Annotated in this window: 20 protein-coding genes; 13 read left to right on the forward strand and 7 right to left on the reverse strand. The window is 62.2% G+C overall.

From position 1 onward, the window contains the following. Window positions 1-11: 11 nt before the first annotated feature. The 10 genes from HB630_RS17625 to HB630_RS17670 all read left to right on the forward strand — a co-directional run bounded on the left by HB630_RS17625 (window position 12) and on the right by HB630_RS17670 (window position 7,441). On the forward strand, window positions 12-407 hold the full coding sequence (locus HB630_RS17625; protein ID WP_213773536.1) for a type II toxin-antitoxin system death-on-curing family toxin: 396 nt from the start codon (window positions 12-14) through the stop codon (window positions 405-407). A gap of 94 nt (window positions 408-501) precedes the next feature. Beyond that, complete coding sequence (locus HB630_RS17630; protein ID WP_213773537.1) at window positions 502-654, forward strand: aa3-type cytochrome c oxidase subunit IV; 153 nt, start codon at window positions 502-504, stop codon at window positions 652-654. Between the two features lie 121 nt (window positions 655-775). After that, the gene (locus tag HB630_RS17635; RefSeq protein WP_213773538.1) at window positions 776-1,906 is read left to right on the forward strand and encodes a Re/Si-specific NAD(P)(+) transhydrogenase subunit alpha; all 1,131 of its coding nucleotides are present in this window, start codon (window positions 776-778) and stop codon (window positions 1,904-1,906) included. A gap of 147 nt (window positions 1,907-2,053) precedes the next feature. Next, complete coding sequence (locus HB630_RS17640; RefSeq protein WP_213773539.1) at window positions 2,054-2,371, forward strand: proton-translocating transhydrogenase family protein; 318 nt, start codon at window positions 2,054-2,056, stop codon at window positions 2,369-2,371. Beyond that, window positions 2,371-2,511, forward strand: a complete 141-nt coding sequence (locus tag HB630_RS17645; protein WP_213773540.1) for a hypothetical protein — start codon at window positions 2,371-2,373, stop codon at window positions 2,509-2,511. Before HB630_RS17640 ends, HB630_RS17645 begins: the two co-directional genes overlap by 1 nt. Beyond that, entirely contained in the window at window positions 2,508-3,908 is a 1,401-nt protein-coding gene (locus HB630_RS17650; protein WP_213773541.1) for an NAD(P)(+) transhydrogenase (Re/Si-specific) subunit beta, read from the forward strand. Before HB630_RS17645 ends, HB630_RS17650 begins: the two co-directional genes overlap by 4 nt. Before the next feature lie 42 nt (window positions 3,909-3,950). After that, window positions 3,951-4,763 carry an alpha/beta fold hydrolase gene (locus HB630_RS17655; protein WP_213773542.1) on the forward strand — a complete coding sequence of 271 codons (813 nt, stop codon included), beginning with the start codon at window positions 3,951-3,953 and terminating at the stop codon, window positions 4,761-4,763. Window positions 4,764-4,817: 54 nt separating this feature from the next. Next, complete coding sequence (locus tag HB630_RS17660) at window positions 4,818-5,915, forward strand: ionic transporter y4hA (RefSeq protein ID WP_213773543.1); 1,098 nt, start codon at window positions 4,818-4,820, stop codon at window positions 5,913-5,915. A 110-nt stretch (window positions 5,916-6,025) separates the two neighbouring features. Continuing rightward, window positions 6,026-6,310 (forward strand): cupin domain-containing protein, encoded by a 285-nt coding sequence (locus tag HB630_RS17665; protein ID WP_213773544.1) that lies wholly within the window; start codon window positions 6,026-6,028, stop codon window positions 6,308-6,310. A gap of 105 nt (window positions 6,311-6,415) precedes the next feature. Next, window positions 6,416-7,441 carry a hypothetical protein gene (locus HB630_RS17670; RefSeq protein WP_213773545.1) on the forward strand — a complete coding sequence of 342 codons (1,026 nt, stop codon included), beginning with the start codon at window positions 6,416-6,418 and terminating at the stop codon, window positions 7,439-7,441. Between the two features lie 164 nt (window positions 7,442-7,605). Here the strand turns inward: HB630_RS17670 and rpsU are convergent, their stop codons facing one another. The 3 genes from rpsU to purE form a co-directional block, all read right to left on the reverse strand. Continuing rightward, entirely contained in the window at window positions 7,606-7,908 is a 303-nt protein-coding gene (gene rpsU / locus HB630_RS17675; protein WP_212363904.1) for a 30S ribosomal protein S21, read from the reverse strand. A 163-nt stretch (window positions 7,909-8,071) separates the two neighbouring features. Then, on the reverse strand, window positions 8,072-9,181 hold the full coding sequence (locus HB630_RS17680) for a 5-(carboxyamino)imidazole ribonucleotide synthase (RefSeq protein ID WP_213773546.1): 1,110 nt from the start codon (window positions 9,179-9,181) through the stop codon (window positions 8,072-8,074). After that, window positions 9,178-9,666, reverse strand: a complete 489-nt coding sequence (purE, locus tag HB630_RS17685; RefSeq protein ID WP_213773547.1) for a 5-(carboxyamino)imidazole ribonucleotide mutase — start codon at window positions 9,664-9,666, stop codon at window positions 9,178-9,180. Before purE ends, HB630_RS17680 begins: the two co-directional genes overlap by 4 nt. 136 nt (window positions 9,667-9,802) lie before the next feature. Between purE and HB630_RS17690 the strand changes: the two genes are divergently transcribed. Then, entirely contained in the window at window positions 9,803-10,483 is a 681-nt protein-coding gene (locus HB630_RS17690; protein ID WP_213773548.1) for a GGDEF domain-containing protein, read from the forward strand. Between the two features lie 23 nt (window positions 10,484-10,506). On the opposite strand, the gene HB630_RS17695 is transcribed toward HB630_RS17690, so the two are convergent. Continuing rightward, window positions 10,507-10,758: a hypothetical protein gene (locus tag HB630_RS17695; protein WP_213773549.1), complete on the reverse strand. Its 252-nt coding sequence runs from the start codon at window positions 10,756-10,758 to the stop codon at window positions 10,507-10,509. A gap of 42 nt (window positions 10,759-10,800) precedes the next feature. Next, window positions 10,801-11,025, reverse strand: coding sequence for a hypothetical protein (locus tag HB630_RS17700; RefSeq protein ID WP_213773550.1), 225 nt, complete (start codon window positions 11,023-11,025; stop codon window positions 10,801-10,803). Window positions 11,026-11,219: 194 nt separating this feature from the next. Between HB630_RS17700 and HB630_RS17705 the strand changes: the two genes are divergently transcribed. Continuing rightward, window positions 11,220-11,597 carry a response regulator gene (locus HB630_RS17705; RefSeq protein WP_213773551.1) on the forward strand — a complete coding sequence of 126 codons (378 nt, stop codon included), beginning with the start codon at window positions 11,220-11,222 and terminating at the stop codon, window positions 11,595-11,597. 77 nt (window positions 11,598-11,674) lie between these two features. Here HB630_RS17705 and HB630_RS17710 read toward each other — a convergent pair whose 3' ends face one another. Beyond that, window positions 11,675-11,881 carry a DUF465 domain-containing protein gene (locus tag HB630_RS17710; RefSeq protein ID WP_213773552.1) on the reverse strand — a complete coding sequence of 69 codons (207 nt, stop codon included), beginning with the start codon at window positions 11,879-11,881 and terminating at the stop codon, window positions 11,675-11,677. Window positions 11,882-12,184: 303 nt separating this feature from the next. Here HB630_RS17710 and HB630_RS17715 point away from each other — a divergent pair, with 303 nt between their 5' ends. Further along, window positions 12,185-12,370: a DUF465 domain-containing protein gene (locus HB630_RS17715; protein WP_213773553.1), complete on the forward strand. Its 186-nt coding sequence runs from the start codon at window positions 12,185-12,187 to the stop codon at window positions 12,368-12,370. 214 nt (window positions 12,371-12,584) lie between these two features. Here HB630_RS17715 and HB630_RS17720 read toward each other — a convergent pair whose 3' ends face one another. Further along, a complete protein-coding gene (locus HB630_RS17720) occupies window positions 12,585-13,688 on the reverse strand; it encodes an NAD(P)/FAD-dependent oxidoreductase (protein ID WP_213773554.1) in 1,104 nt (367 codons plus the stop codon). Between the last annotated feature and the right edge of the window lie 16 nt (window positions 13,689-13,704).

Below are 13,704 nucleotides of genomic sequence, written 5' to 3' on the forward strand. Positions count from 1 at the left end.
CGGCATCCTGAATGAGCGAGCCAACAGAGCCGCTCTGGATTACCTTCGAGCAGGCCGTTGCAATCCATGGCCGGCAGTTGCGGCGCTTTGGCGGTGCGCCGGGCCTTGGCGACGAGGACATGTTACGATCGGCGCTCGAGCGTCCGGTCAACAGGTGGAGTTACGAACAAGCCGGGGCGGCAGAGCTCGCCGCAGCCTATGCGTTCAGGCTTGCCAAAAATCATGCCTTTGTCGATGGAAACAAACGTATTGCCTTCATGGCGATGATGGTTTTTCTCCTCAAGAATGGCGTTCCGTTCAATCCGGACCCGGCACAGTCGACTTCCATCATCCTCTCCCTTGCGGCCGGCGAAGTCAGCGAGGAAAGTCTCACCCGCTGGATCAAGGATAATTGGCCTGCCGAATAACCCGATAAGCGCAGGGCAGGGCCTGCGCGCCGTTGCCCTCCCGGTGCGTTTGCGGTAATTCCACGCAACACTGGGATTTTGACTGGGGACACCAATGGCTGAGCATAGCGAAGTGGCCTATACGACCGCCGACGGCAATGACTACGTGGCCCACGAGCAGACCTATGAAGGTTTTATCAAGCTCGTGAAATACGGCACGGCCTTCGTCGTCTTCATCCTCGCCATGATGGCAATTTTCCTGACCTGATCGATTGCCGATCACGCCGCCATTGCCGGCGTAACTTAGAAAATTGCCCGCGTCCGGTCGCAAAACCGGTATCCATCCTTGCGGAAATAGCGCTAGCGTGCCCTGCGCCGCCGGAGGCCTCATGAAGATTGCCGTTGCCAAGGAAATCGATCCGTCCGAGCCGCGGGTCGCGGCTTCGCCGGATACGGTGAAAAAATTCAAGGCGCTGGGCGTCGACATCGCGGTCGAGCCGGGCGCAGGCGTCAAGTCCGGCATGCCGGATTCGGAATTCACCGCGGCCGGCGCCACCGTCAGCGCCGATGCGGTGAAGGACGCCGACATCGTCATCAAGGTGAAACGGCCCGAGGCTTCCGAACTCGCCAAATACAAGCGCGGCGCGCTGGTGATCGCGATCATGGATCCCTACGGCAACGACGCCGCGATCAAGATGATGGCGGATGCCGGCATCTCGGCTTTCGCGATGGAACTGATGCCGCGCATCACCCGCGCGCAGGTGATGGACGTGCTGTCGAGCCAGGCCAATCTGGCCGGCTACCGTGCGGTGATCGAGGCGGCGGAGGCGTTCGGCCGCGCCTTCCCGATGATGATGACGGCGGCGGGCACCGTGCCCGCGGCGAAGGTGTTCGTGATGGGGGTCGGCGTCGCCGGCCTGCAGGCGATCGCCACGGCGCGCCGGTTGGGGGCGGTCGTCACCGCGACCGACGTGCGGCCCGCGACCAAGGAGCAGGTGGAAAGCCTGGGCGCCAAATTCCTCGCGGTCGAGGACGAGGAATTCAAGAACGCCCAGACCGCCGGCGGATACGCCAAGGAAATGTCGAAAGAGTACCAGGCCAAGCAGGCGGCATTGACCGCCGAGCATATCAAGAAACAAGACATCATCATCACCACCGCGCTGATTCCGGGCCGGCCGGCGCCGCGTCTCGTCACCACGGAGATGGTGAAGTCGATGAAGCCGGGCTCGGTGCTGGTCGATCTCGCGGTCGAGCGCGGCGGCAATGTCGAAGGCGTCAGGAGCGGCGAAACCGCCGATATCGACGGCGTCAAGATCGTCGGTTTCCCGAATCTCGCAAGCCGCGTTGCCGCCTCGGCCTCCAGCCTCTATGCGCGCAACCTGTTGTCGTTCATCGAGACGCTGATCGACAAATCGACCAAGGCGCTTGCCGTCAACTGGGATGACGAACTCGTCAAAGCCACCGCGCTGACCAAGGACGGCGCCGTCATCCATCCGAACTTTCAGCCGAAGAGCGCGTGAGTGAGCGTGCGCGAATCAAAGACTTTCGTCATTCCGGGGCGCTTCGAAGAAGCGAACCCGGAATCTCTATTGTTGAATTGCAATATCCGGATTCCAGGTCCGGCGCGTTGCGCCGTCCCGGAATGACGGGTTAACAGGAGAGAAGCCATGGAGCATATCGCGCAGGCCGTCGATCCCTTCGTGTTCCGACTGTCGATTTTCGTGCTTGCCGTGTTCGTCGGCTATTTCGTGGTGTGGTCGGTGACCCCTGCGCTGCACACGCCGCTGATGTCGGTGACCAACGCGATCTCGTCGGTGATCGTGGTCGGGGCGCTGCTTGCGGTCGGCGTCGGCATGATTTCCTCGGGCAGCGGCTGGGCCCGCGGCTTCGGCTTCGTCGCGCTGATTTTCGCCTGTGTGAACATCTTCGGCGGCTTCCTCGTCACCCAGCGCATGCTGGCGATGTACAAGAAGAAAGCCAAGTGATGGCCGCGCTCAAATCGCATCGACTGGACGCATCATTGCCGGGCCTGATCCGGCAATCCATCATGCTTCACAATATCATCTTACAGATGGATGCGCGGGGCGAGCCCGCGCATGACGGGCGCAGGGGGCTGTTGCCATGAACGCCAATCTATCCGCATTGCTCTATCTCGTTGCCGGCGTGCTGTTCATCCTGTCGCTGCGGGGATTGTCGAGCCCGGCCTCGAGCCGGCAGGGTAATTTCTTCGGCATGATCGGCATGGCGATCGCGGTGGGCACCACGCTCGCCTCGCATCCGCCGGCCGACGGCATCGCCTGGCTGCTGGTGATCCTCGGCGTCGCGATCGGCGGCGGCATCGGCGCGGTGATCGCGCGCCGGGTGCCGATGACCTCGATGCCGGAACTGGTCGCGGCGTTCCATTCGCTGGTCGGCATGGCCGCGGTGCTGGTTGCGGCCGGCGCGTTCTATGCGCCGGAGGCCTTCGACATCGGCTCGCCCGGCAGCATCCATCCGCAAAGCCTGATCGAAATGTCGCTCGGTGTCGCCATCGGCGCGTTGACCTTCACCGGCTCGGTCATCGCCTTCGCGAAATTGTCGGGACGCATGAGCGGCGCGCCGATCATCCTGCCCGCCCGTCACGTCATCAACATCGTGCTCGGGCTGGCGCTGGTGTTCTTCATCGTCGGTCTGGTGATGTCGGGCAGCGCGGTCGATTTCTGGCTGATCGTGATCCTGGCGCTGGCGCTCGGCGCGCTCCTGATCATCCCGATCGGCGGCGCCGACATGCCGGTCGTGATCTCGATGCTGAACTCCTATTCCGGCTGGGCTGCCGCCGGCATCGGCTTCACGCTCGGCAATTCCGCGCTGATCATCACCGGCGCGCTGGTCGGCTCCTCCGGCGCGATCTTGTCCTACATCATGTGCCATGCGATGAATCGCTCCTTCATCTCGGTGATTCTCGGCGGCTTCGGCGGCGAAACCGCCGCGGCGGGCGCAGGTGCGGGTGGCGAAGCGCGTCCCGTGAAACTTGGTTCCGCCGACGACGCCGCCTTCATCATGAAGAACGCGCAGAAGGTCATCATCGTGCCCGGTTACGGTATGGCGGTGGCGCAGGCGCAGCATGCGTTGCGCGAAATGGCGGATACGCTGAAGAAAGAAGGCGTCGAGGTGAAATACGCCATTCACCCGGTCGCCGGTCGCATGCCCGGCCACATGAACGTGCTGCTCGCCGAAGCCAATGTGCCCTATGACGAGGTGTTCGAACTCGAGGACATCAATTCGGAGTTCGCGCAGGCCGACGTCGCCTTCGTGATCGGCGCCAACGACGTCACCAACCCGGCGGCCGAGGACGATCCGAAATCGCCGATCTACGGCATGCCGGTGTTGCAGGTCTGGAAGGCCGGCACCGTGATGTTCATCAAGCGCTCGCTGGCCTCGGGCTATGCCGGCATCGACAATCCGCTGTTCTACCGCGACAACACCATGATGCTGCTCGGCGACGCCAAGAAGATGACCGAGAACATCGTCAAGGCGATGTAAGCCGGGGGATGTAGCAAGGCTCGAGGCCGTTCACGAGGAGCCATGACCGTCCTGAAATGGCTCATTGTTTTCGCGGTGATTGGCTATCTCGGCACGGTGACAACGCTGTTTTTCACGCAGCGCGCATTTGTTTTTCCGGTCCCGCAGAGGGTACGAACGGCGCTTGCCGCCGCCGGATTTCCCGAAGCGCAAGAACATGTCCTGACCACGGCCGACGGCGAGAAGATCATCGTCTGGCACGTTCCGGCAAAGCCGGGACACGCCGTCGTGCTTTATTTCCCCGGCAATGGCGATTATCTCGCCGGCAGCGTCGGCCGCTTCCGGGGCATCGTCTCTGACGGTACCGGGCTCGTCGCCCTGTCCTATCGCGGCTACGCCGGTTCGAGCGGGCAGCCGAGCGAACAGGGCCTGTTGCAGGATGCCGCAGCGGCCTACGCATTCGTCGCCGAGCGTTACAAGGCCGGTCAGATCGCGGTCTGGGGATTTTCGCTCGGGACCGGCGTCGCGGTGGCGCTGGCTGCGGCCCATCCGGTTGCCAGGCTGATCTTGGAGGCGCCTTATACGTCGATCGCCGATGTCGCGGCCGCGCGCCCGCTATTTCGGTGGGTGCCGGTGCGCTGGCTGCTGCGGGATCAATTCCGCTCCGATGAACGGATCACGGCCGTCACCGCGCCGCTTCTGATCATGCATGGCGGACGCGATTCCGTGGTTCCGATCGGTTTTGGCGAACGCCTGTTTGCGCTCGCACATCAGCCGAAACAATTTGTGCGGTTTGCCGAAGGCGGCCACGACAATCTGGACAATTACGGTGCGATCGAGGCAACTCGCCATTTCCTTGATGCTTCGAACGGCTGATCGCTGCTATTTGTTGGCTTGCGGCTCATGTCCGGGCCTTGAGGATGCGATCCTATGAGCGAGCACGGTCCGATGCCGAAATCGGCCTGGATTTTCCCTGCGCTGGCGGTGCTGTTTTTCGTCTTCGTCACCGTGTCCGGCTATACTTTCACATTATCGTCGGCCGGATTGTTGTTCGCGGGCGTGCTGCTCGTCATCCTGTTCGGCACGGTGTTTGCGGCCGTTCATCATGCCGAGGTGATTGCCGAACGGATCGGTGAGCCCTTCGGCACGCTGCTGTTGACGTTGTCCGTCACCATCATCGAAGTCGCGCTGATCGCGACCATCATGCTCGGCGAAAAGGCGGTGCCGACGCTGGCGCGTGATACGGTCTTTGCGGTGGTCATGATCGTGTGCAATGGACTTGTCGGTGTCTGCATTCTGCTGGGGGGCCTGCGCTATCGCGAGCAGGACTTCCAGGTTTCCGGCGCCGGTCTTTACCTGTCCGTCCTGGTGGTGCTGGCGACCATTACGCTGGTGCTGCCGAACTACACGCTGACGACGCCGGGACCGTTTTACTCGGCGGCCCAGCTTGGTTTCGTCAGCGTCGTCACGATCATCCTCTACGGCGTTTTCCTCTATACCCAGGCCGTCCGGCATCGCGATTATTTTATCAGCGGCGACGGGGACGCTGCCGGTTCCACCGCGCAGGCTTCTTCCCGCGCGGTATTGCTGAGCGCCGTTCTGCTGCTGATCTCGCTCCTGGCGGTGGTGCTGCTGGCGAAGAAATTCTCGCTGGTGGTCGATGCCGGCGCCGCGGTGATCGGCGCGCCTCCGGCATTCGCCGGCATCCTCGTGGCGCTCCTGATCCTGCTGCCGGAAAGCGTCTCCGCCATTGCGGCGGCGCGCAAGAACGACCTGCAAAAGAGCATCAACTTGGCGCTGGGATCGTCGCTTGCGACCATCGGACTAACGGTTCCGGCGGTGGCGGCAGCCGCTTACACCCTGGAAAAGACGCTGATCCTTGGCCTGCACGACCGCGAGATTGTGCTCCTGGTGTTGACGTTCATCCTCAGCATGCTCACCTTCGGAACCGGCCGCACCAACATCCTGTTCGGACTGCTCCATCTGGTGGTGTTTGCTGTATTCGTGTTCCTGGTATTCGTGCCATAAAGCTGATCAGGACAGCGGGAACCGGCTTCCCATGTTCAGGCAAGAAATGAAGTCATGGTTCGATTCAACTGGATCGGATCATGGTCTAGCCGACCACAAGGATAGTAACGATGCTCAGCGCCAAGTCCGAGGTCCAGATCGATACCCCCGAAGTCCGCGTCACCGAGTGGCGGCTGGCGCCGGGCAGCGCGACCGGCCATCACACCCACGAGATGGATTACGTGATCGTTCCGGTGACCTCGAGCGAAATGACCATCGTGGCGCCTGGCGGGGAACGCTCCAAGGCGCAGCTCGGGGTCGGCAAATCCTATTTCCGGAAGGCCGGCGTGCAGCACGACGTGCTCAACGAAACCGCCCAGGAAATCGTGTTTCTGGAGATCGAGCTGAAGCCGTAACCGCATGGGTTTACGTCCGTTTACGAATTGCCTCCGATCCGTCGCAGTTGATCCCTCAATGTGCCTCAAAGTTCCAGCATCAATCCCGCGCGGGGAGTGGCCGGCATGCTGAAATACCTTTCCAAATTTGCTTCGGACATATTGCCCTCGGTGGCTGCGACCATCATCGGGGCCTATATCGTCAATCATTATATCACGGCGAAGCCCGCATCCGATGCGCCGGTCGCTGCCGCGGTATCCTCGGCGGATCCGAAGAAAGCCGAAACGTCCAATCTCCCCGAGGCCGGGGTGAGGGCGAAGGGCATTTCCGAGAAGGCGATCTTCGACAGGTCCGCGGATAAGTCCGCGACCGAGAAGCCGACTGAAAAATTGGCCGAGAAGGAAAAATCGGCTGAGAAATTGTCTGCCGAGAAGTCATTGGCCGAGAAGTCATCGGCTGAGAAGTCGTCTGCTGAGAAGTCGTCTGCTGAGAAGTTGGAGGACAAGCCGGCAGAGACGGCCAGCATTCCAGCCGATACGCACCGGCATTCGCCGCCGACGCCGCGCGAGAAGACCGCCATCAGGACGATTCCGCTAACGGCTTCGCCGCCGGCGGCTCAGCCGGCCGTATCGGCCTCCGCACCCGCCGCTGCCCCGTCCAGCCCGCCCCCGGCTGTCGAGGTCAATGCCACCCCGGAAGATCATCGTGACGCCAACGATCTGGCCCGCGCCGCGATCGAACGCCTGCGCGGCATGAACGAAAATGCGCCGCATGCGCAGGAAGCTGTCCGGGCCCCGGTTCCGGAAGCTCCCTCCCGTATGGTGGCGGCGCCGCAGGCCCCGCAAATACAAATCCCGCAAGCGCAGGCTCCGGCCGTGCAGCCGCTTCCGCCGCCGGTCATGGTGTCCTCGCCGGCAGGTGAGGCATTCGGTTCAGGGGCCGGTCCCGGTCCGCAGCCGCAACAATCCTATCCGACCGCAGCGCGGATTGACGACGATCCCCGCCGTCCGACGCCGCCTGCCGACATTCCGTCCCCGCAGCCGCTCGATCTGCGCGCCGACAACGCAACGCCGCTGCAGCGGCATAACAATGTTGCCGAGGACATGCTGTCCGCCGCCAAGTCGGTTTTTCATGCGGTCTTGCCGCAGTAAGCGGAACAGCTCGCGCTGACGTCGCTGCTTAGCGACGCGTCATTTTAAGACGCCGTTTTCTTCATATGACGCATCGGGACAAAAAATAACGCGGGCTTTCGGCCCGCGTTATTCAACTCAAATTTTCTGAAATTCTTAGGTCGACCCCCTGGTGGATCGGCCGATCAGCGCGGGCCACGCGGTCCGGCGCCTGGGCCGCCACGGCCGCCACCGGCGCGGTCCCCGCCCGGGCCAGCGCCGAATACCGGCTTCGGCTTCATCGGCAACAGGCCTTCGCGCTGCAACTTCTTGCGCGCGAGCTTGCGAGCGCGGCGCACGGCTTCCGCCTTTTCACGGGCTTTCTTTTCGGAGGGCTTTTCGTAATGGCCGCGGAGCTTCATCTCGCGGAAGATACCCTCGCGCTGCATCTTCTTTTTCAGCGCCTTGAGGGCTTGATCGACATTGTTATCGCGGACGAGAACCTGCACGCGGCATCCTCTTTCAGTGGATCGGAATGGAATTCTGGTAAAGCAAGAGGGCGACGAAAGGCCAGCCCTTTAACCCTAAGCGCGCGCATGTATCAGATCACATCTGAAATGTCCACCTGTGGAAGCGCATTTATCTAAATCCCGCGCGGTAATTTGATCCCGCTCAGGCGATCTTGGGCGGATCAACGGCGATCTGGGTGATATGCCCCATTTTGCGGCCGGGTCGCGGCGGCCCTTTGCCATAGAGATGCACCGTCGCGCCCGGAACAGTCAGCCACTTTTCATAGGAGCTGATCTCGTCCCCGATCAGGTTGGTCATGGTGACATGGCCATGGCGGATGGGCTTGCCGAGCGGCCAGCCGGCGATGGCGCGGATATGCTGCTCGAATTGTGAAATCGAGGCGCCGTCCAGCGTCCAATGTCCGGAATTATGCACCCGCGGCGCGATCTCGTTGACCAGGATTTTGGGTTCGCCAGCGCCGGAGACCACGAACAGTTCGACCGCGAGCACGCCGACATAATGCAGGGCGTCGGCGATCTTTCCGGCGATGCTGCAGGCTTGCGCCGCCAGCGCATCGGAAATCGCGGCCGGCACGTGCGAGGTTTTCAGGATATGGTCGCGATGCTCGTTTTCGGTCACGTCGAAGCATTCGACCTGGCCATCGGCGCTGCGGGCCGCAATCACCGAAATCTCGCGCTCGAAGGGAATGAAGGCCTCCAGGATCGCCGATTTGGTGCCGAGCTCTTCCCAGATCCGGTCGGGGTCGTCGCCTTCGCGGATGATCGCCTGGCCCTTGCCGTCATAGCCGAAGCGGCGGGTCTTGATCACGGCGGGAAGGCCGATTTTAGCGATTGCCGCCCGCAGCGCCTCCACTGACGAGACATCGGCATAATCGGCGGTGCCGATTCCCAGCCGCCTGACGAAATCCTTTTCCGCGAGACGGTCCTGCGTCGTTTCCAGGATATTGCGGTCCGGCAGCACCGGGCGGCGCGACGCCAGGATCATTGCCGAGGCGGCCGGGACGTTCTCGAACTCATAGGTGATGACGTCGACGTCGCTGGCGAACAGTTCCAGCGCCTCGACATCGGCATATTCCGCGCAGGTCGCATTCAGCACGACGTCGAAGGCCGGCGAATCCGGGTCAGGCGAGAACACCCGGCAGCGCAAGCCGAGCCGGGCCGCCGCCATCGCCAGCATGCGGCCCAATTGGCCGCCGCCGAGGATGCCGATGGTGTCGCCGGGCTTTAGCTTCACCTGCGGTGGCGAGGTCACGCCGATTCCTCCGGGCGCTCGCCAACCGCGTCGGTCTGCTGTTTGCGCCAGGCTACCAGCCTGTCCGACAGCGCGGGATCGTTGAGCGCAAGCACGCTGGCCGCGAGCAGGGCCGCGTTGATCGCCCCGGCCTTTCCGATCGCCAGCGTGCCGACCGGAATCCCGGCTGGCATCTGGACGATGGAATAGAGCGAGTCGATGCCGGACAGCGCCTTGGATTCGATGGGAACGCCGAACACCGGCAATTCGGTCAGCGCCGCCGTCATGCCCGGCAAATGCGCAGCGCCTCCGGCTCCGGCGATGACGATCTTGAAGCCGGCCGCCTTGGCGCCCTTGGCGAAGGCGAACATCCGGTCCGGGGTGCGATGCGCGGAGACAACGTATTTCTCGCTGGCGACGCCAAGCGCGGCCAAGGTGTCGGCGGCATGGCGCATGGTCTCCCAGTCGGACTGGCTTCCCATGATAATGGCTACGGGCGCTGTCATGCGGTCAATTCTTTTCGGGAATCCAAAAGCATAGGCCGGATTATAGGAGCGGCCCAAAGTTCGGCAAGGTGTGGCAAGGAGTCCGGAATGGACTATCCTGTCTTGGTGAATTCCGGCAAGTCTTTCAGGCGCTTTGATGAAGAAGAAAACCAGGGTGGCCGCCTCGAAACCGGCCAAACGCCGCAAAGGCAGTGCCGGGGTGGGCAAGGGTGCAACCCAAGATGGCAAGCGGAAGGCTCCGACCGCGGCCAGTGATGCCAAAACGGTCATCCGGCGGCTGCGGCTTCAATTGGCGCAGGCGCTCAAGCGCATCGAGGAACTGCAGGCTTCCGCCGATACCGACTTCCTGCTCGACATTCCCAACCGGCGCGGCTTCGAGCGCGAACTCAACCGCGCCGTGGCCTACATCAAGCGCTACCGCGCCAGCGGCGCGCTGATCGTGCTCGATGTCGATCGTCTGAAGCCGATCAACGACACGTTCGGGCACGCGGCGGGTGACCAGGTGCTAAAAGCCATCGTGACGACGTTGCTGGCCCAGGTGCGTGCATCGGACGTGATCGGGCGGCTGGGCGGAGACGAGTTCGCGCTGCTGCTGTGGAATCTCAGCGAAACCGACGTGCGGGCCAAGGCGGCGATGCTGGAACAGTCGATCGACCGGCTCACCTTCGTATTCCGCGGTCATGCCGTCACGGCAGGCGTATCTGCCGGCGTCGCGATTCTCGATTCCCACACGGATGCCGGTAAAGCCCTGGAACAGGCTGACTGCGCCATGTATGTGCGCAAGGCGCAAAGGCGGCACGAAACCAGCAGGTCATAGTGCTTTATCGGCTTCGCCGTTCGCTACAGCGCGCTCAAATCATCCGGCACGTTGCCGAATTTTCTCAGCAGCCGGGCATCGCCGAATTCGCCGATCATCGGATCGCCGGTGCGGCTGAAGGCGACGGCGCCGATGCAGCCAGTCGCCCGCGATAACAGTTCGGCCCGCCGCAACGCCGCCGACGAACTTTGGCATTCTTCGGCGGCCCCCGCGACCAGCGTACCGGTATCGTCTTGAAGGAATGGCAGCGCGACGTAATAGGTGACATCGGCCATGGACTTGCTCCAGATCGTGTTGCTCCAGATTTGATCGAATAATCAGGCGGCGTTGCCCTTGGCTTCGGCCATCCCAGCGTCCGGCAATTTTTCTGTGACACCGGCGCTCAAGGCCGCCTGCAATTCCAGCAATTCCGCTTCCAGATATTCGTTCGCCATGATCAGCGCCTTGATGGTGCTGCGCATGTTGCCGTTGCACATCGCGATCGCCTGATCGCAGGCCCGCTCGTAATGATTCACGTCAGAGGGAACGGGAGATTCGGACATGGCGGAATTCCCGACATCTGGAAGCGACAGCTATAATGTTCCTATTTTGTTCTCATCAAGTCAAGTGCGGAGAATTGGTGGGAATGAAACCATAGAGCCGGCCGGCCGCGTCGCCCCGCTGTGGAGAAGTTCGCAGGGCGGGAACGAAAACAATGCCGGGCGCTTTATCGGGTATCCCAGGGAGTGACGTCATCATGGGTTCTGTCGCGGCCGCGAGGCCCGTGGTGCTGATCGTCGAGGACGAGTTCCTACTGCGGATGGACGCGGCCGATATCATCCAGACGGCCGGTTTCGATGTGGTCGAGGCCGCCAACGCCGACGAAGCGATCGAGATTCTGGAAGCGCGGTACGACATCACGGTGGTTTTTACCGACATCCAGATGCCGGGCTCGATGGACGGACTAAAACTCGCCCGCGCGGTGCGGGGCCGCTGGCCGCCGATCAAGATTATCGCGACCTCGGGCTTCCGCGTCGGCGAAGCCGATCTGCCCGAGGGCGGGCGGTTTTTATTGAAGCCCTACAGCCCGGCACAGATTACGGGCGCGCTTCGCGAACTGACAATCGGAGGGTGATCTTGGATGGACCGGCTGGCGGACCACCGGCCGTCGGACCATCCGGAAAAGACCGGACTGTTCTGAAAAGATATCGCTCACGCAATGATGTCGGGTGTGATCTGGTCCTCGATGAAGGCGATGCGGTCGCGCAACTGAAGCTTGCGCTTTTTCAGCCGTTGCAGCCGTAACAGATCCGGGGCGGGGGATTGATGCAGCGCATCGATCGCCGCGTCGAGATCGCGGTGCTCCTGTTGCAGCCGCGCCAGCTCAAGCTCCAGTTCTCGCTCATCTCCGTCGATCATAATCTATGTTAGCCGAAAACGCGGTGAGGTTGCGAGAGGTGTGACATTCTTCCAGACAATACCGTGCTGCCGCAATGGTCTGCAACCCGGAGCGACCGACCGGTTGGCGAGGGTTTGCAAACCTTCGATTTTACAAACCGTGGCGATCCGGAAGGCCCAACCCGTTTCATAGTCACGATTGATTACAGACGACAGCGAAATATGCGGTTGCGACTTTCTATACCCATCGACAGATCAGGCGGCTGGTGTAAGCTTGATCGTCCGGATCCAATCTGAGGTTTAATTTCACCGAGGAGGTTTGGTATGGCAATGCAGGCGCATCTTTTTGAGCTTGAGCGCAAACACAAGATCCTCGAAAACGAATTGCACGATGCTCTCGTGCATCTTTCCACGGATGACATGCAAATTGTCGAGCTGAAGCGCCGGAAGCTCATGGTAAAGGACGAGATCGAGCGTCTGAAGCAGACGGCGAACGAAACGTTGCACTGATATCCGGATCATCCTGTATCCGGATAATTTGGCGTCGATTGCCGCCGTCGTCTGCGGGAGCGGGTGACTCGGCGGCCCCGGACTCAGCAATTTTTCCGATTATTTTACAATACCGGTTATTTCAGAGTGCCGGTCTTTAGAATATCGGCCCAAGCCAAAATGCGGGTGCCCGGCCGATACGAGACGCTGTGGCGATGGCGTAGGCCTTCGGCGCCTATAGCCCCGCCAGCCCGCCGACGTGGTCCGCGATTGCCAGTGACGACGTCAGTCCCGGGGATTCGATGCCGAACAGATTGATCAAGCCGGCGACGCCGTGATCCTGCGGCCCCTGGATCAGGAAGTCCTGAGAGGCGACGGCAGGCGGCACGATCTTGGGACGGATGCCCGAATAGCTCGGCATCAGCGCGCCGTCCGGCAGCGTCGGCCAATAGCGCCGGATCGCCGGATAGAACCTTTCCGCCCGCGCCGGGTCGACGGCGTAGTCGATGGTATCGATCCATTCCACATCGGGACCGAACCGGGCCTGCCCCGCCATGTCGAGCGTGAGATGCACGCCAAGCCCGCCGGGCTCGGGCACCGGATAGATCAGGTGCGAGAACGGCGCGCGGGCGTTGCAGCTGAAATAGTTTCCCTTGGCGAGATAGGCGTGCGGGATCAGGTCGATCGGCATGCCGTCGATGCCGCGTGCGACCGCGGGTGCGGCCAGTCCTGCCGCGTTGACGAGCAGATTGCAGGCCATGCTCATCGGCGCTTCGCCGCCCGCATCCAGTTCGATCCTGCCTTCCACGGCCTTGGCCGCCAATAACGGGGTATGGAAAGCGAAGGCCGCGCCCGCATCCTCGGCGTCGCCGCGCAGCGCCAGCATATAGGCGTGGCTGTCGATGATGCCGGTGGATGGCGACAGCAGGGCGGCGTCGCAGTTCAGCGCCGGCTCCAATGCCCGCGCCGCCTCTCCGGAGAGGGTTTTCATGTCGAGCACGCCATTGGCTTCGGCGTGAGCCCGGATCGATTGCAGCTTTTCGGTCTCTTTTGGCGTCGTCGCGACGATCAGCTTGCCGCAATTGCGGTGCGGGACCCCGTGTTCCCGGCAATACGCATAGAGCGCGTGCTTGCCGCTGACGCACATCCGCGCCATCAGGCTGCCGGCCGGATAATAGATGCCGGCATGGATCACTTCGCTGTTGCGCGACGAGGTGACGGTGCCGATACCCTCCGCCGCTTCCAGGACGACGACCTCGCGGCCCGCCTGGGCCAGCCGCCGGGCGACAGCGAGGCCGACCACCCCCGCACCGATCACGACGCAATCTACTTTATCCATTCGAAACCAGAACCCG

This window comes from Bradyrhizobium sp. dw_78 (genome assembly GCF_018449525.1).
GTDB lineage: Bacteria > Pseudomonadota > Alphaproteobacteria > Rhizobiales > Xanthobacteraceae > Bradyrhizobium.